At 73.5% G+C, this 20,429-nt stretch carries 16 protein-coding genes and 3 tRNA genes; 17 read left to right on the plus strand and 2 right to left on the minus strand.

Features of this window, described 5'->3' with window-relative positions:
- The first annotated feature begins 115 nt into the window (after positions 1–115).
- Positions 116–1,183 (plus strand): hypothetical protein, encoded by a 1,068-nt coding sequence (locus IH61_RS0131385; RefSeq protein ID WP_031076066.1) that lies wholly within the window; start codon positions 116–118, stop codon positions 1,181–1,183.
- A 108-nt stretch (positions 1,184–1,291) separates the two neighbouring features.
- On the opposite strand, the gene IH61_RS0131390 is transcribed toward IH61_RS0131385, so the two are convergent.
- Positions 1,292–2,359 (minus strand): M48 family metallopeptidase, encoded by a 1,068-nt coding sequence (locus IH61_RS0131390; RefSeq protein ID WP_031076070.1) that lies wholly within the window; start codon positions 2,357–2,359, stop codon positions 1,292–1,294.
- Positions 2,360–2,617: 258 nt separating this feature from the next.
- On the opposite strand from IH61_RS0131390, the gene IH61_RS47355 reads away from it, so the two are divergent.
- The 8 genes from IH61_RS47355 (at position 2,618) to IH61_RS0131430 (ending at position 7,318) form a co-directional block, all read left to right on the plus strand.
- Positions 2,618–2,764 carry a hypothetical protein gene (locus IH61_RS47355; protein WP_158845490.1) on the plus strand — a complete coding sequence of 49 codons (147 nt, stop codon included), beginning with the start codon at positions 2,618–2,620 and terminating at the stop codon, positions 2,762–2,764.
- Between the two features lie 185 nt (positions 2,765–2,949).
- On the plus strand, positions 2,950–3,102 hold the full coding sequence (locus tag IH61_RS47945; protein WP_199823415.1) for a hypothetical protein: 153 nt from the start codon (positions 2,950–2,952) through the stop codon (positions 3,100–3,102).
- 67 nt (positions 3,103–3,169) lie between these two features.
- Positions 3,170–3,802, plus strand: coding sequence for a nicotinate-nucleotide adenylyltransferase (gene nadD, locus IH61_RS0131405; RefSeq protein ID WP_031076071.1), 633 nt, complete (start codon positions 3,170–3,172; stop codon positions 3,800–3,802).
- 15 nt (positions 3,803–3,817) lie between these two features.
- Positions 3,818–5,683, plus strand: coding sequence for an LCP family protein (locus IH61_RS0131410; RefSeq protein WP_051838412.1), 1,866 nt, complete (start codon positions 3,818–3,820; stop codon positions 5,681–5,683).
- 177 nt (positions 5,684–5,860) lie between these two features.
- On the plus strand, positions 5,861–6,319 hold the full coding sequence (rsfS, locus tag IH61_RS0131415) for a ribosome silencing factor (protein ID WP_031076074.1): 459 nt from the start codon (positions 5,861–5,863) through the stop codon (positions 6,317–6,319).
- On the plus strand, positions 6,316–6,963 hold the full coding sequence (locus tag IH61_RS0131420; protein ID WP_031076076.1) for a histidine phosphatase family protein: 648 nt from the start codon (positions 6,316–6,318) through the stop codon (positions 6,961–6,963). Before rsfS ends, IH61_RS0131420 begins: the two co-directional genes overlap by 4 nt.
- A 158-nt stretch (positions 6,964–7,121) precedes the next feature.
- Positions 7,122–7,194: transfer RNA gene (locus IH61_RS0131425), tRNA-Ala, on the plus strand.
- A 51-nt stretch (positions 7,195–7,245) separates the two neighbouring features.
- Positions 7,246–7,318 (plus strand) — tRNA-Ala (locus IH61_RS0131430).
- 61 nt (positions 7,319–7,379) lie between these two features.
- Here the strand turns inward: IH61_RS0131430 and IH61_RS0131435 are convergent.
- Entirely contained in the window at positions 7,380–8,279 is a 900-nt protein-coding gene (locus tag IH61_RS0131435) for a helix-turn-helix transcriptional regulator (RefSeq protein WP_063763307.1), read from the minus strand.
- A gap of 103 nt (positions 8,280–8,382) precedes the next feature.
- Here IH61_RS0131435 and IH61_RS0131440 point away from each other — a divergent pair, with 103 nt between their 5' ends.
- From IH61_RS0131440 to IH61_RS0131475, 8 genes are all read left to right on the plus strand, one after another.
- Positions 8,383–9,849 carry an MFS transporter gene (locus tag IH61_RS0131440; RefSeq protein ID WP_078911535.1) on the plus strand — a complete coding sequence of 489 codons (1,467 nt, stop codon included), beginning with the start codon at positions 8,383–8,385 and terminating at the stop codon, positions 9,847–9,849.
- A 147-nt stretch (positions 9,850–9,996) separates the two neighbouring features.
- A tRNA-Ala gene (locus tag IH61_RS0131445) sits at positions 9,997–10,069 on the plus strand.
- 97 nt (positions 10,070–10,166) lie between these two features.
- Positions 10,167–11,462: a hypothetical protein gene (locus IH61_RS0131450; RefSeq protein ID WP_031076082.1), complete on the plus strand. Its 1,296-nt coding sequence runs from the start codon at positions 10,167–10,169 to the stop codon at positions 11,460–11,462.
- A 300-nt stretch (positions 11,463–11,762) separates the two neighbouring features.
- Positions 11,763–14,642 carry a leucine--tRNA ligase gene (gene leuS, locus IH61_RS0131455; protein WP_031076083.1) on the plus strand — a complete coding sequence of 960 codons (2,880 nt, stop codon included), beginning with the start codon at positions 11,763–11,765 and terminating at the stop codon, positions 14,640–14,642.
- Between the two features lie 297 nt (positions 14,643–14,939).
- Complete coding sequence (locus IH61_RS41815) at positions 14,940–15,701, plus strand: hypothetical protein (RefSeq protein ID WP_037973612.1); 762 nt, start codon at positions 14,940–14,942, stop codon at positions 15,699–15,701.
- 89 nt (positions 15,702–15,790) lie between these two features.
- A complete protein-coding gene (locus IH61_RS0131465; protein ID WP_031076087.1) occupies positions 15,791–16,636 on the plus strand; it encodes a DegV family protein in 846 nt (281 codons plus the stop codon).
- 125 nt (positions 16,637–16,761) lie between these two features.
- The gene (locus IH61_RS0131470) at positions 16,762–17,565 is read left to right on the plus strand and encodes a ComEA family DNA-binding protein (protein ID WP_078911536.1); all 804 of its coding nucleotides are present in this window, start codon (positions 16,762–16,764) and stop codon (positions 17,563–17,565) included.
- Positions 17,566–17,603: 38 nt separating this feature from the next.
- A partial coding sequence (locus tag IH61_RS0131475; protein WP_051838413.1) for a ComEC/Rec2 family competence protein occupies positions 17,604–20,429 on the plus strand: 2,826 nt, incomplete at its 3' end.

Here is a 20,429-nt window from a genome sequence, read left to right on the forward strand (position 1 = left end):
CCACGCCTGAGCGCCATGGCAGGGGCGCACGCCCGGGGCGGGTGGTCACACAGGGCCACCGGCAATCCGTGCGGAGGGCCTCGTGGAGGCGCCGGTGGGCGCCTACCCTGGTGGTATGGGTGACCCGCCGCTAGAGCCTCCCGAGGGTGCGCCCGAGGGCGGTTCCGGGAACGAGGACGAGTACCGGTCCGTCGTCTTCGACGAATCGTTCGTGAGGGCTGCCCGGATCCAGGAGCTGTCGGCCCGGGAGCGGCTGTCCGGCGCCTTCGGCCGGGCGACCAGGCCCCGGGTGCGGCTCGGCCCGCTGGGCAGCGTGCCCCGGCAGGCGCTGGCCCTGCTGCTGCTCATCCTGCTGGCCTTCGGGGCCGCGGTGTACTTCGGCGTCAGCTCGCCCAGGGGCGTACCGGCGCGGCCGGAGGGCAACCAACTGACCGTCAGCCTGGTGGCGCTGAGCCCGGCCTCGGCCGTCCACCCGGTGGCCGACCCGGCGAACCCGTTCGCCGCGCTGCCGCCCGGGTACGGGGACGGGACGATCGGGCTGAACACCCCGGGCGCGACGGCCACCGTGCACTTCAGCCGGGTGGAGGTGGCCAAGGCGCTGGACACCGTCCAGCACTACCTGGCGGCCTCCTCGCTGGCGCCCGTCGTGCTGGTGCAGGGCTCCACGGCGCAGGTGCGGACCTTCGTGACGCCCGGTGAGCAGGCGCAGTTCGACGCGAGCACGGCGCAGCCGGTGGACGACCGCCACCACGCGCTCACCGGCTGGATGGTGCGCTTCGACCCGGCGAAGGTGGCGCTGGCCACCGACACGGTGAGGGTGGCCGGGGCGATGCGGGTCGACGAGTCGGACGCCGGGACGCTGCAGATCACCACCGACCACACCTTCGTCTACGCGCTGAAGCCCGCGGGCGGGGCGGCCGGGGCGCCCGTCACCCTGGAGACGGTGCGCCGGGAGCTGACCTTCCAGTTCGACCGGGTCGACCTCGCGGCCGGGCAGCTGCGGCTGGTGGACTCGGTGCTCCAGGCCGGGCCGCAGTCCTGCGCCGCCTCCTCGGCGGGCTACCTGCAGCCGGTGCTGGCCGCCGGGCCGCAGGGCGCGGCGGCCGAGCCGCCGGCGGCGGCGGACCCGGGCGACCACGGGCGTCCGGCGTGGCAGGTCTGCGGGGTGCTGGCGGGGAGCTGAGGCCGCGTACGGCGAACGGCCGGTGCCCGCCCCGAGTGGGGGCACCGGCCGTTCGGCGCGTGGAACGTCAGGCGTGGAACTCACGCGTGGAACGTCACGCGTGGAACGTCAGCTGTCGCGGTTCTCGCGGCCGCCACCGTCGGAGGAGCCGTTGCGGGGCCCGCCGGTGAAGGTGTCGCGCAGCTTGCCGCCGACGGTCGCGGCGCCGCCGGCGACGTCCCGCAGCAGGCCCATCAGCGGGTCCTTGCTCTCCTTCACCGAGGTCGTGTAGTGGTCGGCGGCGGCCTTCCACTGCTCGGTGACCGAGGCGTCCGCGTCGTCCGTGCGGCGCGGGTAGGCGCCGGCCAGGATCGAGCGGTACTCGTCGCTCTCCGCCCACTTCTTCAGCTGGGCGACCCGCACGACCGCGAACGGGTGCGTCTGGGGCAGCAGTTGGAGCAGCTTGAGGACGCCGTCGCGCAGGTCCCCGGCCTTCTCGTACTCCTCGGCCTGCTCCAGGAACGCGTCGACGTTCATCTCGGCCAGGTTGTGGCCGCCCGCGAGCTTCATCAGGGCCCGCATGGACGCCTGGAGGTCCTGCCCGGCGAGCAGGCCCGCCCGGTCGCTGGACAGCTCGGCCTTGCGGAACCACTCCTTGAGGGCGGTGACGATCGCCATGATGGCCAGGTTGCCGAGCGGCACCCAGGCGATCCGGGTGGCGATGTTGGTGAGGATCAGCAGCATCGTCCGGTAGACGGCGTGGCCGGACATCGCGTGGCCGACCTCGTGGCCGATGACCGAGCGCAGCTCCTCCTCGTCGAGCAGCTCGACCAGGCCGCTGGTGACGACGATGATCGGGGTGTCGATGCCGATGGTGAAGGCGTTGACGGTCGGGTCCTGGGAGACGTACAGGTCGGGGACCTTCTCCAGGTCGAGCACGTACGCGGCGTCGCGGACCATGTCGTGCAGCTCGGGGAACTGCCGCTCGGAGACCTTGACCGCGGTGGCCAGGAACATCAGCCGTATCGCACGCTCGGAGACCAGGCCGGCCAGCTTCTTGAGGATGTCGTCGAAGCCGGTCAGCTTGCGCAGGGCGACCAGGCCCGAGCGGTCGGCGGGGTGCTCCCAGGCCCGGGTGGAGATCTCGGGGAAGCGCTGACGCCGGCGGCTCGGGGTCTTCTCGGTCGTGTCGGTCATGGTCTGAGTACCTCCTGGTCGACGGCGGCCCCGGCTCCACGGCCGGCCCCCGCTGGTCTTCGCCTGTTACGACTGCTTGTGCAACGCGCGTGGTTGCGTACTCGTCCCCGGGAGTCAGCGTACGCGCGGTGCGGGGCGGCGCGTCGGGCGGTGCGGGGGCCGGTGGGCGGCGGCGGTGTGAGGGCGGTTTACCCTGATTGCCCTGGAGAACCGAGACCGGACCCGGCCGCGGTACCGAGCAGTTCGAGGAGCCCGCAGATGTCCACCGCCGACCTTGTCAGCCTGGCCGCACCCATCTCCGACGAGCCCGGCCCGGGCATCTTCCTGCGGGTCATCGTGATCGCCTCCTTCGTGGGCATCGGCCTGCTGGTGTGGATCATGGCCCGCGCCTTCCGCGGGAACTAGGGCCTGACGCGGCACTAGGGCCGTACACGCCCCAGGCGCCTCAGCAGGGCGGCAGGCTCACGCCCGGTCAGCGGCGGTGGGCCGCCGAGCGCTTGGCGCGTGACCCCCCGTACGATGACGGGTGGGCCCTCACCGGCCCGGAACCACCCCAGGTCCGTTCACCGAGCCGAGAAGGTCAGACGACCATGAACACTGCCGCACTCCCCGTCCTGAACCTGCTTGCCGAGGGTGAGGGGGGCAACCACGACAGCCTGAACCCGGCCCTGACGGGTGGTGCCGCGCTGTTCATCCTGATGCTCCTGCTCTTCATCGTCACCCGCTTCAACCGCGACCGCTGAGCCGGACCGGGGCACCGCCCGGGGACCGTTCCCGGGCGGTGACACGCGTCGCGTAAGGTGTGGCGCCATGGGAGAGCAGGCCGGGAATCCCGGCGGACCGGAACCGGTGAAGAAGCGCCTCGGCGTGATGGGTGGCACCTTCGACCCCATCCACCACGGCCACCTGGTCGCCGCCAGTGAGGTCGCCAGCGCGTTCCACCTGGACGAGGTGGTGTTCGTGCCCACCGGACAGCCGTGGCAGAAGACCGACCGGCACGTGACCCCGGCCGAGGACCGCTACCTGATGACGGTCATCGCCACCGCGGAGAACCCCCAGTTCTCGGTCAGCCGGATCGACATCGACCGCGAGGGCCCGACGTACACCGTCGACACCCTGCGCGACCTGCACGCCATGCACCCGGACGCCGACCTCTTCTTCATCACCGGCGCCGACGCGCTCGCCCAGATCCTCACCTGGCACGACTCCGACGAACTCTTCTCGCTGGCCCACTTCATCGGATGCACCCGGCCGGGGCACACTCTCTCGGACGCCGGGCTTCCGGTGGGCGGGGTCTCCCTGGTGGAGGTCCCGGCGCTGGCCATCTCCTCCACGGACTGCCGCAACCGGGTCGCCAAGGGCGAGCCGGTCTGGTACCTCGTCCCGGACGGCGTGGTCCGCTACATCGACAAGCGGGCGCTGTACGCGCCGCACGGGACCTGAGCCAGGAGCGGTTGCATGAGTGAGCGCGGCGGACAGCGGCCGGAGGACTGGTCGACCGGGCAGTACCCGCAGGCGTACCAGGGCCAGGGGTACGAGCAGGGGCAGAACCCGCAGCACCCGCAGAACCCGCAGGACGCGCAGCAGCCGTACGGGCAGCAGCCCTACGAGCAGTACGAGCAGCAGGGGCAGTACGACCAGTACGGGCAGCCGGTGTACGGGCAGGGCTCGTACGGCGGCGGGTACGGGCAGCAGCAGGGCCAGCAGACCGGGCAGTTCCCGCAGCAGTACGAGCAGCAGCAGTACCCGCAGCAGTACGACCAGTACGGCCAGCCGGTGTACGGGCAGCAGCAGTACGACCAGTACGGGCAGCCCGTGCAGGCGTACCAGCAGGGCGGCTACGGCTACCAGGACCAGGGCGGCGCGGGGTACGGCTACGACGGGTACCAGCAGGCGTACCAGGGTGAGCCGACGGCACCGGCGGCCCCGGCCGCCGCCGAGGAGCCCGCCGCCGTCGCGGAGCCCGAGCCGGTCGCGGCGCCGCCCGTCGTGGTGCCGCGGGCGCGCACGCCCAAGCCCGCCGAGGAGGCGCCGCCCTCCGAGCAGGTCGCCGGGGCGCGCGGCGGCAAGGGTGCCAAGGCGCCCAAGGACGCCTACGCCACGGGCGAGTTCTCCTTCGCCGAGGAGGAGACGGAGGAGTCCGAGGACGTCATCGACTGGATGAAGTTCACCGAGTCCCGGGGCGAGGTGCGCGCCGAGCGGCGCCGCAAGCTGCGCAACCGGCTGATCGGCCTGGCCGTGGTCGTGGCGCTCGCCGCGGGCGGCACCGGCGGCTACCTGTGGCTCTCCTCCGACCAGCCCACGGCGGCCTCCGCGGCCGGCGGGCGCTCGGTCAACCTGGTGCACCTGCGCGACCTGCAGGGCAAGGTCTCCAGCGCGCTGCTGGTCAACGACGCCGGGGGCAAGAAGGGCACCGTCCTGCTGCTGCCCGACACCCTGCGCCTGCCCGGCCCCGGCGACCCGCCGGTGACCACCGTCGGCCAGGCCATGGACAGCATCGGCGCCTCCGGGGCCCGGGACGGCCTGGCCACCGTGCTGGGCGCGCCCGTCGCCGGCACCTGGCGTCTGGACACCCCGTACCTGGAACTGCTGGTCGCCCAGCTCGGCGGCGTGCGCGTGGACACCAACGCCGAGACCAAGGACGCCGCCGGAAAGCAGCTCTCCCCGGCGGGCAAGAACACCCTGCTCGGCGGCAAGGCGGCCGTCGCGTACGCCACCCTCCAGGCGCCCGGCGAGAACCGCGACGCCCAGCTGGCCCGGTTCGGGCAGGTGCTGGACGCGGTGGTGCGCACCATGCCGACCGCGTTCGCCGACGCCAAGGACGACGTGCACCGGATGAACGCGGTGCTCGACCCCTCGCTGCCCGAGGACGCCCTGGCCGGGGTGCTCGCCCAGCTCGCCCAGCAGGCCAAGGACGGGCACCTGTCCACCGCCACGCTGACCGTCAGGCCGGACGGCGGGCTGGACGAGGCCACCGCCGGCAAGCAGGTCAAGGACGTGCTCGGCGGCACCGTGAAGTCGGCCGCCTCGGGCGACACCCCGGCCCGGGTCTCCATCCAGGACGCCACCGGCAACGACCAGGCGGCCGCCGCCGCGCAGGTGCAGGTCACCAACGCGGGCCTGACCTTCGTCCCCGGCGGCGCCAAGACCGCGCCGCAGGCCGCCAGTGAGATCCGCTACACCGACGACGCCCGCCAGGCGGCGGCGAAGTCGCTGGCGACCAGCCTCGGGCTGCCGGAGACGGCGGCGAAGAAGACCGGCGACGCCCAGACCGCGGACCTGGTGGTCGTGCTCGGCAAGGACTACCAGGTGCCGAAGGGCTAGGCCGTGTCTTTCGGATCACGCCGGGCGGTCGCCGCCGGGGCACGCACCTCGACGGCTTCTCGTCGGTCACCAATGCTCCGCAGTGGCTCCCTCCTCGGCGGGCGGCGTGAGATCCTGGAAGGCGACCCCCGGCCGCGTGCCGGGGGCCGCCCCACGCAGCCGAGCCGGAAGAACAACGTGACCGTCACCGACCACAGCCAGCAGCTCATCAACGTCGCCGCGCAGGCGGCGGCCGACAAGCTCGCGCACAACATCATCGCGTTCGACGTCAGCGAGGTGCTGTCGATCACCGACGCCTTCCTGATCGCCTCCGCGAACAACGACCGCCAGGTCCGCGCCATCGCCGAGGAGATCGAGGACCAGCTGCGCGAGCAGCTCGACATCAAGCCGGTGCGTCGCGAGGGCGAGCGCGACGGCCGCTGGATCCTGCTCGACTACCTGGACATCGTCGTGCACGTCCAGCACTCCGAGGAGCGCTCCTTCTACTCCCTCGACCGGCTCTGGAAGGACTGCCCCGAGCTGCCGCTCCCGGCCGACGCCCTCGAGTCGCGCAACCGCCCCGACGCCCACACCGACGAGGCCGGCAACGCCGTCGCCCCGGCCGACGACTTCGGCAAGCCCGAGGAGCTGCACTGAGCAGGACCGCGCGGGGCCCGCGCATCGTCTTCTGGCGGCACGGCCAGACGTCCTGGAACCTCGAGTCCCGGTTCCAGGGGACGACCGACATCGACCTGACCGAGCAGGGCCTCGAGCAGGCCCGGCGCTCCGCCCGGCTGCTCTCCGGGCTGCGTCCCGACCTGCTGATCTCCTCCGACCTGATCCGGGCCCGGCGCACCGCCGAGGAGCTGGCCGAGGTCACCGGGCTGGACGTGCAGCACCACGAGGGCCTGCGGGAGACGTACGCGGGCTCGTGGCAGGGCCTGACCAACGCCGAGATCCGCGAGCGCCACCCCGAGGAGTACGCGGCCTGGGCGGCCGGCGAGCCGGTGCGGCGCGGCGGCGGCGAGCTGGCCGAGGAGGTCGCGGACCGGTCGGTGCCCGTGGTGCTGGAGGCCGTCGAGAAGCTGCCCGAGAACGGCACGCTGGTCGTGGTCAGCCACGGTGGGACGATCCGCACCATGCTCGGGCGGATGCTGGGCCTGGAGCCGGCCCTGTGGGAGTGCTTCGGCGGGCTGTCGAACTGCTGCTGGTCGGTGCTCGGCCGGGGCGCGCGCGGCTGGCGGCTCCTGGAGCACAACGCCGGCACGCTTCCGCAGCCGGTCATCGGCGACGACACCTGAGGGCCCCGGCGGCCCCGGCGGTACGGCCGGGGTCGGGGGCCCTTCCAGGAGCCGACGAGGATCGGATTTCGCAGTTCCGGGCCTGACCGGCTAGAGTCTTCCTCGTTCGCACGGAAGGAACGCGGCCCGGGAGGGAAGCGGAAGATCCGGTGACGTGCGGGGCTATAGCTCAGTTGGTAGAGCGCTTGCATGGCATGCAAGAGGTCTGGGGTTCAATTCCCCATAGCTCCACTCCGCATCGGCGGTCGTGGAAACCGGTAGGTCCAGGGTCGTCCGTGTCGCGGGGCTATAGCTCAGTTGGTAGAGCGCTTGCATGGCATGCAAGAGGTCTGGGGTTCAATTCCCCATAGCTCCACAGTGGTTCGAGAGGCCGTCACCCGGTGGGTGGCGGCCTCCCGGCGTTCCGGCCGCGTTCCTCACAGGTCGCAGGTGTGCGTCCAGCCGCCCGGCGTCAGGGAGTTGAGCCGCTCGACCAGCTCCCGGTCGTACGCGCTCTCCGGGACGTACACCACGATGTAGCACTCCGGGACACCCGGCACCGTCAGATAGGTCGCGTTCAACCGCATCACCCCGAGCGCCGGGTGGCGGAAGACCCGCCGCAGGGTGTGCGGCGGCGCCACCTCCTGGCGGGCCCACAGCTCCCGGAACACCTCGCTGCGCGCCGACAGCAGCCGTACGTGCTCCTCCCAGGCCGGCTCGCCGACGTGCCTGCCGTAGGCCGAGCGCAGCACCGCCACCATTCGCGGCAGCGTCTCCTCCGGGTTCTCGCACGGGTTGCAGCACAGGGGCGCGGTCAGCATGCACCAGAGGCTGTTGAAGAACACCCCGCCGTCCGGGCGCATCCGCTCGGTGCCGAACAGCGAGCGGTACGGCCGGTTGAAGCTCAGCACGTCGAACCGGGTGTTGGAGACCGCCGCCGGCAGCGGGGCGAGCGAGTCCAGGATCACCTGGATCGAGGGGCTCAGCTCCGGAGCGTCCGGCTGCGCGGTCGGGGAGGGCTCCATCCCGGCCAGCCGGAACAGGTACCGGCGCTCGGTGCCGTCCAGCCGCAGCGCCCGGGCCACGGCCACCAGCACCTGCTCGCTCGCGTTGATCGGGCGGCCCTGCTCCAGCCACGTGTACCAGGTCACCCCGACCCCGGCGAGCTGCGCGACCTCCTCGCGGCGCAGCCCTGGGGTGCGGCGGCGCAGGCCCGGCGGCAGGCCGACGTCCTCGGGGGCGACCCGCGCCCGGCAAGCCTTCAGGAAGCGGGCCAGCTCGGTACGGCGGTGTCCGCGGCCGGCCGACGCGGCGGGCAGTTCCTCCAGCACGGTCATGACGTCCATCGTGCCGCAGGGAGCGCGGGCGATACAGGTGCTGCCGGTACCAGGATCGGCAGGCTCTAACCACTGGTACCGGCGCGCCCGCAGGCTGATCGTCATGACCGACCTCCAGACCCCGCCCGGAGCCGCCGTGGGCGCCGCAGGCACGGCCGCGCCGACCGTACGGCCCGGGCTGCTCCTCGCGCTCGTCCTGTGCGGGCAGTTCATGGCCGTGCTCGACGGCTCCATCGTCAACGTCGCGGTGCCGACCATCCGCACCGACCTGGGCGCCTCCGGCGCCGCCCTGCAACTCGTGATCGCCGGGTACTCCATCGCCTACGCGGTGCTGCTCATCACCGGCGCCCGGCTCGGCGCCCGCTTCGGGTACGGCCGGCTGTTCCAGGCGGGCCTGGCGGGCTTCACCGTCACCTCGCTGGCCTGCGGCCTCGCCCCGGGCACCGGCTGGCTGATCGCCTTCCGGCTGATGCAGGGCGCGGGGGCGGCGGTGATGGTGCCGCAGGTGATGAGCCTGCTGCAGCGCACCTTCACGGGGGCCGCGCGGGCCCGGGCGATCGGGCTGTTCTCGGGGGTGACGGCCGCCGGGGTCGCGTTCGGGCAGATCGCCGGCGGGCTGCTGGTCAGCGCCGACCTGTTCGGCTCCGGCTGGCGGCCGGTGTTCCTGGTCAACGTGCCGATCGGGCTGCTGCTGATGGCGGCCGGGGTCCGGCTGCTGCCGCGCCTGCCCGGGGACGCCTCGCGCGGCTTCGACCTCCCCGGGCTGGTGACGCTGGCCGCGGCCCTGGGCCTGCTGGTGGTGCCGCTGGTGCTCGGCCACGAGCTGGGCTGGCCGGCCTGGGGCTGGGCGATGCTCGCGGGCAGCGTGCTGCTGTTCGGCCTGTTCGTGGTGATCGAGCGCCGGGTCGCCCGGAGCGGCGGGCAGCCGCTGATCTCCGGGCGGGTGCTGAAGGCGCCCGGGCTGCGGCCGTCGGTGGCGGGGCTGTTCACGATCATGGCGGCCTACTCGGGCTTCATGTTCACCTTCGCCCTGCACCAGCAGGCGTCGCTGGGCCACGGCGCGCTGAAGGCCGGGCTCTGCTCGGCCCCCGTCGCGATCGGCTTCGGGGCGACCAGCCTGTACTGGCAGAAGCTGCCGGGACGTCTGCACGGGGTGCTGCCGACGCTCGCCGGGGTGCTGCTCGGGGGCGGGTACCTGCTGCTGGGGGTGCTGCTCGGGGGCGGCGCCGGGATCGGGGCGGTGGTGCTGCTGGAGACGGGCCTGCTCGGGCTGGTCGCGGGCTGCGCGTACGCGCCGCTGTTCGCCCGGGCGCTGGCGAGGGTGGCGCCGGAGGACGCGGCGGACGCGAGCGGGGTGACGGTGACGATCCTCCAGCTCGGGCAGGTGGTCGGGGTCGCGGCGCTGGGGTCGGTGTTCCTCGGGCAGGTGGACCTGCCGGCGCCGGCGGCCGACTCGGGGCACGCGCTGATGGTCACGCTGGGGGTGAACCTGGTGATGGTGCTCGCCGGGGTGGTGTTCGCGGCGCGCAGCCGGCGGGCGGGCGCGCTCTCGGGTGCGGCGGCGGGGTGAGGCGGGGTGAGGCGGGGGCCGGGGCCGCAGGGGCCCCGGCCTCGGGGAATGGATTTCTGGAGCACGCCCCGGACCGTGTAAAGTAGTCGATGTCGCCGAGGGAAACGGACGGGAACGGCCGAGGAACCCGGTGACGTCGCAGGTCGAGGGGCTATAGCTCAGTTGGTAGAGCGCTTGCATGGCATGCAAGAGGTCTGGGGTTCAATTCCCCATAGCTCCACAGTGGTTGAAGAGCCGCCTCCCAAACGGGGGGCGGCTCTTCGCCGTTGTGTCCATGCCATCGGCGGTGGGGCCCCGAATCCCGCTACCGTCGTGCCATGGCCGATCTGCAGCGAAGGCGGAACGAGGAACTGGCCCGGATACTGCACCAGCTCGGCTGGAGTCCGGAACGCCTGGCCCGCGAGGTGAGCCTCGCCCTGCCGCCGGGCCTGGCGATCAGCTCCACCGCCCCGTACAAGTGGCGCGACCGGGGCATGGTGCCGCGCAGCCCGCACGACCAGACCGTCTGCGAGGTGCTCAGTCGCACCCTGGGCATCGCCGTCACCTACGAACAGCTGTGGGGCCGGATGGGCGGCCACCGCGGCGCCAAGATCCTCTCGCCCGGGCTGCTCACCGACGCGTGGACGGCCGACACCGCGCAGACCGCGCTGCGCGAGGCCGCCACCGACGCCGGGCCCGTACGGCTCACCGACCTCTTCCGCAGCGGCGACCTCGACGTGGCCGCCGACCGCCTGGCCACCCCGCCCCCGCCCGTCGGCGGCGGCGAGGGGGCGCTGCGCGTCGACCCCACCCTGGTCGGCGACCTGGGCCTGTCCTACCGCAGCAAGCAGCGGCTCGAGCGCTCCTGCGGCGGGGGCCTCGTCCTCGGCCCCGCCCGGGCCGAACTCGCCATGCTGGCCAAGCTGTTGGAGCTCGGCGCGTACGAGGAACGGCTCGGCCGCGACCTGTACGGCACCGCCAGCAGGCTCGCCCGGCTGGCCGGCTGGGCCGCGTACGACCTCGGCCACGACGCGGCCGCCCAGCGGGCCTTCGTCGCCGCGCTGCGCGCCGCGCACGTCAGCGGGGACGTCCGGCTCGGGGTCGCCGTGCTCGGCGCGCTCGTGGTGCTCGCCACCCAGGGCGCCGGCGGGCGCGGCCTGGACGCCGTCGCCGCGCTGAGCCGCGCCCTCGACGTGCACGGCCAGGCGCTCACCCCCGTCGGGCGGGCCCGCCAGCTCGGCCGCATCTCCCGCGCCCACGGGCGCCGGGGCGACGCCGAGCAGGCCGAGGCTTCCGCCGTCCGGGCCTTCGCCGAACTGGACGGCGTGCCCGGCACCGAGGAGGCCCGGGCGTTGGTCGCGGGCATGGTGGGGGAGGGGCGCCTGGCGCTCGGACGCCACCGGATGGCCAAGGCGCTGCTCGCCGAGGCCGTCGCCGGGCTCGGGTCGGGGCGGGCGCGCAGCAAGGCGCTGCTGATGGTGCGCCTCGCCGAGACCCACCGGCGGCTCGGGGACCGGCGGGAGGCGGCCCGGACGGCGGAGCTGGCGCGGGCCCTGGCGGCGGGGATGCAGTCGGAGCGGCTGGCGCGGGCGCTGCGGGACTTCGACGCGGCGGGGCGGGCGGCGGCGGAGTGAGACCGCTCGGGGAATGTCCGGAGCGGTGGTGCGGGACCGCTCGGGGAATGTCCGGGAGGGGGTTGACGGGCTTGCGGTACCCTGAGCCCATGCGAACCGTGAGCCTGCTCCTTAGCCGGCCGCGCTGACCAGGACCGGCTGAGCCCAAGGGCGGTGCCGGAGTCGGCGTGGCGTCCCCTCCTGCGAGGGGATTTTTTGTTTTCCGCCCCTGTTTTCCGCCCCCGCCCCTCTTCACGGGCTGAGCCTTGGACGGCCGCGCCGCGCGGTTCGCCAACTGACACCGATGGAGCTTGAAGGACCATGAGCGAGACGACCCCTGCGTCCGGCGCGGCCGAGGCCGCCACCGAGCCGTTCCGGTACAGCGCCGCGCTGGCGGCGGAGATCGAGTCCCGCTGGCAGGACATCTGGGAGAAGGAGGGCACCTTCCACGCCCCCAACCCCGTCGGCGAGCTGGCCGACCCGTCCGCCGGTGACGTCGCCTCGAAGCCGCACAGCTTCATCATGGACATGTTCCCGTACCCCTCCGGCGCGGGCCTGCACGTCGGCCACCCGCTGGGCTACATCGCCACCGACGTGTACGCGCGCTACCAGCGCATGACCGGCCACAACGTGCTGCACACCCTGGGCTACGACGCCTTCGGCCTGCCCGCCGAGCAGTACGCGGTGCAGACCGGCACCCACCCGCGGGTCTCCACCGAGGCCAACATCGCCAACATGCGCCGCCAGCTGCGCCGCCTGGGCCTGGGCCACGACCCGCGCCGCTCGATCTCCACGATCGACCCGGAGTACTACCGCTGGACGCAGTGGATCTTCCTGCAGATCTTCAACTCCTGGTACGACGAGGCGGCCGCCAAGGCCCGTCCGATCGCCGAACTGGTCGCCGAGTTCGAGTCCGGCGCGCGCGAGGTGCCGGGCGGGCGCGCGTGGGCCTCGCTGTCGGCCGGCGAGCGCGACGAGGTGCTGGGCGAGTACCGGCTGGCCTACGCCAAGGAGGTGCCCGTCAACTGGTGCCCCGGCCTGGGCACCGTGCTGGCCAACGAGGAGGTCACCGCGGACGGCCGCTCCGAGCGCGGCAACTTCCCGGTGTTCAAGTCCAACCTGCGCCAGTGGATGATGCGCATCACCGCGTACTCGGACCGGCTGATCGCCGACCTGGACCTGCTGGACTGGCCCGAGGCCATCAAGCTGCAGCAGCGCAACTGGATCGGGCGCTCCGAGGGTGCCCGGGTGGACTTCGCCGTTGACGGCGGCCGGATCACCGTCTTCACGACGCGTCCGGACACCCTGTTCGGCGCCACCTACATGGTGCTGGCGCCCGAGCACGGCCTGGTCGACTCCATCGTCCCCGCCGCCTGGCCCGAGGGCGTGCCCGCCGAGTGGACCGGCGGCGCTGCCACCCCCGCCGAGGCCGTCGCCGCCTACCGGGCCGCGGCCGCCGCCAAGTCGGACGTCGAGCGGCAGGTCGAGGCCAAGGTCAAGACCGGCGTCTTCACCGGCGCGTACGCGGTGAACCCGGTCAGCGGCGAGTCCGTCCCGGTGTTCATCGCCGACTACGTGCTGATGGGCTACGGCACCGGCGCCATCATGGCCGTCCCCGCCCACGACCACCGCGACTTCGCGTTCGCCCGCGCCTTCGCGCTGCCGATGCGCTGCGTCGTGGCGCCCACCGACGGCCGGGGCACGGACCCGGCGGAGTGGGACGACGCGTTCGACACGTACGACTCCGTCATCGTGGGGTCGTCGCGTGACGGCCTGTCGCTGGACGGGCTGAGCGTGGTGGACGCCAAGGCCGCCGCGACCGCGTGGCTGGCCGAGCGCGGCATCGGCGAAGGCACCGTCAACTACCGCCTGCGCGACTGGCTGTTCAGCCGTCAGCGGTACTGGGGCGAGCCCTTCCCGATCGTCTACGACGAGGACGGCGTGATGCACGCGCTGCCCGAGTCGATGCTGCCCGTCGAGGTGCCCGAGGTCGACGACTACTCGCCGCGCACCTACGACGCGTACGACTCCGCCTCCTCGCCGGAGACGCCGCTGTCGCGCAACGCGGAGTGGGTGCACGTCGAGCTGGACCTGGGCGACGGCGTGAAGAAGTACCGCCGCGAGACCAACACCATGCCCAACTGGGCCGGTTCCTGCTGGTACGACCTGCGCTACGTCGACCCGACGAACTCCGCCGAGGTCGTCGACCCGGCCAACGAGGGCTACTGGCTGGGCCCCACGGCCGCCAAGCCGGCCGGCGGTGTCGACCTGTACGTCGGCGGCGCCGAGCACGCCGTGCTGCACCTGCTGTACGCGCGCTTCTGGCACAAGGTGCTGCACGACCTGGGCCACGTCTCGTCCGTCGAGCCGTTCCACAAGCTGTTCAACCAGGGCATGATCACCGCCGACGTCTACCGCGACGAGCGGGGCTTCCCGGTGCCCGCCGCCGAGGTCGAGGAGCGCGACGGCCAGTACTTCTGGGAGGGCGAGCCGGTCAAGCGCGAGGCCGGGAAGATGGGCAAGTCCCTGAAGAACGCCGTCGCCCCGGACGACATCTCCGACGAGTACGGCGCCGACACGCTGCGCCTGTACGAGATGTCCATGGGCCCGCTGGACGTCTCCCGCCCCTGGGACACCCGGGCCGTCATCGGCTCGTACCGCTTCCTGCAGCGGCTGTGGCGCAACATCGTCTCGGAGACGACGGGTGAGCTGGTCGTCACCGAGGACGCGCCGGACGACGCGACGCTGCGGGCGCTGCACAAGGCGATCGACGGCATCCGCGGGGACATGGCCGGGCTGCGGTTCAACACGGCCGTCGCCAAGGCGATCGAGCTGAACAACTACCTGGTCAAGCGGGGCTCCACGCCTCGGGTCGTGGCCGAGCAGCTGGTGCTGATGGTCGCGCCGCTGGCGCCGCACATCGCGGAGGAGCTGTGGCGTCGGCTGGGGCACGACGGGTCGCTGGCGCACACCGACTTCCCGGTGGCGGACCCGGCGTACGTCGTCGACGAGTCGGTGACCTGCGTGGTGCAGATCAAGGGGAAGGTGAAGGCGCGGCTGGAGGTCGCCCCGGGGATCAGCGACGCCGAGCTGGAGGCGCTGGCGATGGGGGACGCGGCGGTGGTCGCGGCGATCGGTGACGCGGCGGTGCGGAAGGTGATCGTGCGGGCGCCGAAGCTGGTGAACATCGTCACGGGCTGACGGTTGCGGGTTCTGTGGTGCAGGCCGGGCGGGTGTCCTTCGGGGCGCCCGCCCGGTTCTGTGTGGTCCGGGGTGCTGCTGGGGGTGCCGCTGGGGGGTGCTCGGGGGCGCTGATGGGGGGTGCTGCCGGGGGCTCTCGGGGGGATCCCCGATCTGTCCCTGATCTCGGGGCCGTGAGCCGGTTTGGGGCTCCTGCGGGCCAGGGGCTGCGGCTACGGTGGAACTCACGGTGATGCGGCCCGCGTTGGGCCCGCGTAGGGCTCGGTCGGGTTGATCCGGCGGCGGAAGGTGGCGGCGATGGACGTGTTCGGTGTGGTGATCGGGCTGGTCCTGCTCTTCGGGATCACGGTGCTCGCCCTGGCCGTGGTCGGAACGGTCAAGGCCGCCAAGGCCGTCGCCAGGAAGCTCGAGCGGCACGAGGCCAGCGCGCGCCGGACCGTCGAGAACGCCACGCTCAAGGCGAAGACCTTCACCAAGGTCGGCCCGCCCGCGCAGATCGCCTCCGTCCGGCTCAAGCTGCGCACGTCGCTGGACGGCACCCGGCAGGTGCTGGAGGGCGGCGTCGAACAGGACGGGCAGCTCGGCGAGGCGCTCGCGCTGCTCGCGCGGCTCGACGCCCACGCGGCGGAGCTCGACGGCGAGTTGCGGGTGCTCGAGCGCGAACCCGACACCGGGCGGATCGCGGCCAAGCTGCCGGAGCTGCGGGAACGGGCGGAGCGGATCACGCACGCGGCGGAGACCATGCGGTGGGCGGCGCAGGACCGGATGCACCGGTTCGCGGACGACGAGCTGAGCCGGCTGAGCCAGGAGTGCGAGAGCGAGGCGGGGGCGCTGCGGCACTGGGACGTGGATTCGTCGGCTTCGGGTTCTTCGGCTTCGGCTTCTTCTGTGCCCGGGTCTTCGGCCGGGGCTTCGTCCGGGTCCTCGGCCGGGGGTGCGGCGCGGGCCGGGCTGACGGATGGGAAGGGGAGGCCGAGCGCGGAGGACCTGCTCGGGCTGGCCGACCCGCTCGCGAAGCTGGCGGAGCGGCTGCGCAAGCCGTCCACGGGGCGTCCGTAGCTGCCCCGTAGGTGCGCCCGCAGCTGCGTCCGTAGCGGCTCTCGTAGCAGCGCTGTCCTCCCGGACCGACGGGGAGTAACCTCCGGCTCATGCCCTCCGACCTCGCACTTGTCACCGATTCCACGGCCTATCTGCCGCAGGAGGCCCTCGACCGGTACGGGATCTCGGTGGTTCCGCTGAGCGTCTCGGTCGGTGACACGGTCCTCAGCGAGGGCGTCGAGATCTCCCCGAAGGACGTCGCCGAGGCGCTGCGCGCCAGGCAGCGGGTGACCACCTCCATGCCCAACCCGGAAGCCTTCGCCGCCGCCTACCGGGCGGCCGCCGAGGCCGGGGCGACGGGGATCGTCTCGGTGCACATCTCCGGCGAGCTGTCCGGCACCGTCGAGGCCGCCCGGCTGGCCGCCGCCGAGGCTCCCGTACCCGTGCGGGTCGTGGACAGCCGGATGGTCGGCATGGCGCTCGGGTACGGCGTGCTGGCGGCGGCGGAGGCGATCGGGGCGGGGCAGGGGTTGGAGGCGGCGGCCGAGGCGGCGGGTCGGCGGGCGGCCGTGACCAGCGGATTCTTCTACGTGGACACCCTGGAGCACCTTCGGCGGGGCGGGCGGATCGGGGCGGCGCAGGCGCTGCTCGGGTCGGCGCTGGCGGTCAAGCCGCTGCTGCACCTGGACGGCGGGCGGATCGAGCCGCTGGAGAAGGTGCGGACGGCCTCGCGGGCCATCGCGCGGCTGGAGGAGATCGCGGTCGAGCGGTCGGGGGAGGGGGCGGTGGACATCACCGTGCACCACCTGGCGGCCGAGGACCGCGCCGAGCCGCTCGCGCAGCGGCTGCGGGCGCGGGTGCCGGGGCTGCGGGAGCTGTACGTGGGGGAGGTGGGGGCGGTGATCGGTGCGCACGTCGGGCCGGGGCTGCTCGCGGTGGTGGTCGCGCCCTGCTGAGGTTTGTCCAGAGCTGGGGGCTTTTTTCACGCCTTCGAGTGACCCATTTGCCCTGAGGATCGGAGTTATCCACAGGTTTTCGGTAATTCGCGTCTGTTCGGCGGGAAATCCCTACCGTCCTCGCCATGACGACCTTGAGCCTGGGCGCGGCGAAGAAGCGCCATGAGATCGACGAGACGTTGCGGCTGCGAATGGCCGCGCTGTTGCCGCCGCCTCCGCGGGAGGAGGCTCCGCCCCCGGAAGCGCCGACGGTGGTGGAACCCGTGCCTGTGGTGGCGCGGCTGAGGTTCGCCTCCGCGCTGGCGCTCGACCGGCGGGCGGTGGCCGGGCTGACCATCCTGCTGCTGTTCGCGGTCGGGTACGCCGTGCAGCACTTCTGGCTGGGCAGGCCGGAGGCGGTCGCCGTTCCGGCGATGGTGGCCGCCTCGGTGGAGCCCTCGACGGTGGCACCCGCCGAGGAGTCCGCCGCTCCCGTGGCCCTGGTGGTGGACGTCGGCGGTCGGGTGCGCACGCCGGGCCTGCACACCCTGCCCGGCGGCTCGCGGGTGGCCGACGCCCTGCGGGCGGCGGGCGGTGCGCTGCCGGAGGCGGACACGGGGAACCTCAACCTGGCGCGGATGCTGACGGACGGTGAACAGATCCTCGTCGGCGAGCCGGGCACCGGTGCCGCCCCGGCCGTCGGCGCCGTCTCCGGCGCGGGGCCGCCGGGAGCCGCACCGGGTGCGGCGGCGTCGCGGACGCCCGTCAGCCTCAACCGCGCCACGCTCGAACAGCTCGACGCCCTGCCCGGCGTCGGCCCGACGCTCGCCCAGCGCATCCTCGCCTACCGGGCCTCGCACGGCTCGTTCCGCTCCCTCGACCAGCTCCGGCAGGTCAGCGGGATCGGGGCGCGTACGTACGCGGAGCTCCGTCCGCTGCTGATCCTCTGACACTCCGTCCGTCTCGGGCCCCGAAGGGAGGCTTCACCATGACCGCCACCGCCTCCTCCTCCACCTCTCCCGTCAACGACTTCCGACTGCTGCTGCCCGCCGTCTCGGCGTGGGTGGTCGCCGCGGTGCTCCTGCCGCTGGGGCCCGGGCACGAGGTCCTCCTCCTCACGGCGGCCGGAGCCGCCGCCCTCACGGCCGTCCTCCTGCTCAGCCGGCCGCGACACCGGCACGGGGCCGTGGCGACGCTCGCCGCCGTCCTGCTCACCTCGGCGGCGGCCGCGATCGCGACACCGCTGCACACCGCCGACCTCCACCGGGGACCGCTGCCCGGGCTCGCCCGTGCGGCCTCTCCGCCTCTGGTGGAGGTGGAACTGACCGTCACGGGTGACCCGAAGGTCCACACCTCCCGGGGCGGCACCGGCGGCGGGCAGCCGCTCGTCACCGTGGAGGCGGTGGCGGACCGGGTCGCCGTCCTGCCCGAAGGGCGGGCCACCATGACGGCCACGCCCGTGACCGTCATGGCCAGGGGCCAGGAGAGCGGCTCCTGGCAGCGGCTGCTCCCGTCCGAGCGGCTCGCCGCCGAGGCCGAGGTGCGGCCACCGGGGGAGGGGCGCGACACGGAGGCTTCGGCGCTGCTCCTCGTGCACGGCCCGCCGCGACGGATCGAGCCGCCGGACGTGGCCCAGCGCATCGCCGGGCGGCTGCGCGAGGGGCTGCGCACGGCCGGCGACGCACTGCCGCCCGACGCGCGCGGGCTGCTGCCCGGCCTGGTCGTCGGCGACATCTCGCGACTGCCCGAGGACCTCGACGAAGCCTTCCGGGCCACCGACCTGGTGCACCTGGTGGCCGTCAGCGGAGCCAACCTGGCGATCGTCCTCGGCCTGCTGCTCGGCGCTCCCGGGCAGGCCGGAACGGCCGAACGGCGCGGGCTGGCGCCGGTGTTGGGGCTGTCGCTGCGCACCAGTGCGCTGCTCGGCACCGGGCTGATCCTGGCCTTCGTCACCGTCTGCCGACCCGAGCCGAGTGTCCTGCGGGCGGCAGGGACGGGGCTGATCGGGATGCTGGCCCTGGCCACCGGCCGCCCACGGCAGGCGGTGCCCGCGCTCGCCGGGGCTGTTCTGCTCCTCGTCCTGCTCGACCCGTTCCTGGCGCGCTCCTTCGGCTTCCTGCTCTCGGTGCTGGCCACCGCCGGGCTGCTCGTCCTCGGGCCGCACTGGGCCGAGTCCCTGCGCGCCCGGGGCTGGCCGCACCACCTGGCGGGGGCCTTCGCGGCGACGGCGGCGGCCCAGGCGCTGTGCGCGCCGGTGACGGTTGTCCTGTCGGGGCACATCAGCCTGGTCGGCATTCCGTGCAACCTGCTCGCCGAACTGGCGGTCGCCCCGGCCACGTTGCTCGGCTTCGGTGTTCTGGTGCTGCAGCCCGCCTTCCCGGACGCGGCCCGGCTGCTCGCGGAGCCCGCCGGGGTGCCGGCCACCTGGCTCGCCCAGGTCGCCCGCTGGGGCGCGGAGGTGCCGGGCGGCCAACTGGCGTGGCCCGGTGGGTGGTTCGGGACGGTCACGGTCGCGCTGGCGGTCCTGGCTGCTTGCTGGGCGGCGCCGCTGCTGCTGCCCCGCCGCCGGTGGGTGCGGGGCGTGGTGACCGGATCGCTCCTGGTGGTTCTCCTCAGCGTCCTCCTCCGCCCGCCGCAGCTCACGCAGATCGCTACGGGCTGGCCGCCGCCGGGGTGGCGACTGGTGATGTGCGACGTCGGACAGGGGGACATGGTGGTCCTCGCGACGGACACCCCGGACCGCGCGATCGTCATCGACACAGGGCCGGAGCCGGGCGCGGCCGACCGCTGCCTGCGCGACCTCGGAGTGACGGAGGTGCCGTTGTTGGTCCTGACCCACTTCCATGCGGACCATGTCGAAGGCGTACCAGGGGTGCTGCACGACCGCCGGGTCGGCACCGTCGAAGGCACGACGCTGGACGACCCACCGGGCGAGGCCGCTCGAGTGGCGGCCTGGGCAGCGGGCGCGGGAGTCCCGTTGTTGCGGGCGGGCAGGGGCGAACGCCGCACGGTTGGCGAGGCCCTGTCCTGGGACGTGCTCTGGCCCAACCCAGGAGTACTCCTCGACGCACCAGGCGCCAACAACGCAAGCATCGCCCTGGCGGTCACCCTCGCAGGCGGCCTGCGGATTGCCTTGCTAGGCGACCTCGAACCCGCCGCCCAATCAGCCCTGATCGGCCGTGTGGGTCGGGTGGACGTTCTCAAGGTCGCCCACCACGGCTCCGCCCACCAGGACTGGGACCTGACCCGAACCCTCCATCCCCGCGTCGCCCTGATCTCCTGCGGCGAGGACAACACCTACGGCCACCCGTCCACCCGAACCCTCGACCACCTGCACACCCTCGGCGCAACAGTGCTGCGCACCGACCGGGCCGGCGACATCGCCCTCACCGGCGACTCCCCACCCACCCTCGCCGCGTCCACCCACCCTCACACGCCCACCCACAAACCCCGCCCTCACCCCAGCCCGACGCGAGCCCACCAGGCCGCACCCATCACCCTCGCGGCACTGGCACCTCCGTTCACACCCGCCACCCCGACCGCCCGGGCGACCCCGGCTACGTCTGCCACCCTGGCCATGCCAGCCTCCTTGACCGCCTCGGCCATTTCCGCCCCCGGGACCATCCCGGGCGAGCCTGCCTCCTTGATCGCCCCGGCCACGTCGGGCGCCCCGGGCACCCTCGCGGTACCCGGAACCCCAGGCGCCCTCGCTGTGCCCCGAAGCCCGGGCACCCTGCCTGCACCCGGCACGTCGGTGGCCCCGGCCACCGGCACCACCCCGCCCCAGGGCCCGCGCCTCGCACGGGCCCCGCCG

The organism is Streptomyces sp. NRRL WC-3742, from assembly GCF_000720635.1.
GTDB lineage: Bacteria > Actinomycetota > Actinomycetes > Streptomycetales > Streptomycetaceae > Kitasatospora.

What these genes read in the sequence shown, in the direction of transcription:
- IH61_RS0131410 (WP_051838412.1), top strand. Translation starts at nt 3,818, where the DNA reads ATGAGTGAGCGCGGCGGACAGCGGCCGGAGGACTGGTCGACCGGGCAG.
- IH61_RS0131465 (WP_031076087.1), top strand. Translation starts at nt 15,791, where the DNA reads ATGCCCTCCGACCTCGCACTTGTCACCGATTCCACGGCCTATCTGCCG.
- IH61_RS0131440 (WP_078911535.1), top strand. Translation starts at nt 8,383, where the DNA reads ATGACCGACCTCCAGACCCCGCCCGGAGCCGCCGTGGGCGCCGCAGGC.
- leuS (WP_031076083.1), top strand. Translation starts at nt 11,763, where the DNA reads ATGAGCGAGACGACCCCTGCGTCCGGCGCGGCCGAGGCCGCCACCGAG.
- IH61_RS0131470 (WP_078911536.1), top strand. Translation starts at nt 16,762, where the DNA reads ATGACGACCTTGAGCCTGGGCGCGGCGAAGAAGCGCCATGAGATCGAC.
- IH61_RS41815 (WP_037973612.1), top strand. Translation starts at nt 14,940, where the DNA reads ATGGACGTGTTCGGTGTGGTGATCGGGCTGGTCCTGCTCTTCGGGATC.
- IH61_RS47945 (WP_199823415.1), top strand. Translation starts at nt 2,950, where the DNA reads ATGAACACTGCCGCACTCCCCGTCCTGAACCTGCTTGCCGAGGGTGAG.
- IH61_RS0131390 (WP_031076070.1), bottom strand. Translation starts at nt 2,359, where the DNA reads ATGACCGACACGACCGAGAAGACCCCGAGCCGCCGGCGTCAGCGCTTC.
- IH61_RS47355 (WP_158845490.1), top strand. Translation starts at nt 2,618, where the DNA reads ATGTCCACCGCCGACCTTGTCAGCCTGGCCGCACCCATCTCCGACGAG.
- IH61_RS0131385 (WP_031076066.1), top strand. Translation starts at nt 116, where the DNA reads ATGGGTGACCCGCCGCTAGAGCCTCCCGAGGGTGCGCCCGAGGGCGGT.
- nadD (WP_031076071.1), top strand. Translation starts at nt 3,170, where the DNA reads ATGGGAGAGCAGGCCGGGAATCCCGGCGGACCGGAACCGGTGAAGAAG.
- IH61_RS0131435 (WP_063763307.1), bottom strand. Translation starts at nt 8,279, where the DNA reads ATGACCGTGCTGGAGGAACTGCCCGCCGCGTCGGCCGGCCGCGGACAC.
- IH61_RS0131450 (WP_031076082.1), top strand. Translation starts at nt 10,167, where the DNA reads ATGGCCGATCTGCAGCGAAGGCGGAACGAGGAACTGGCCCGGATACTG.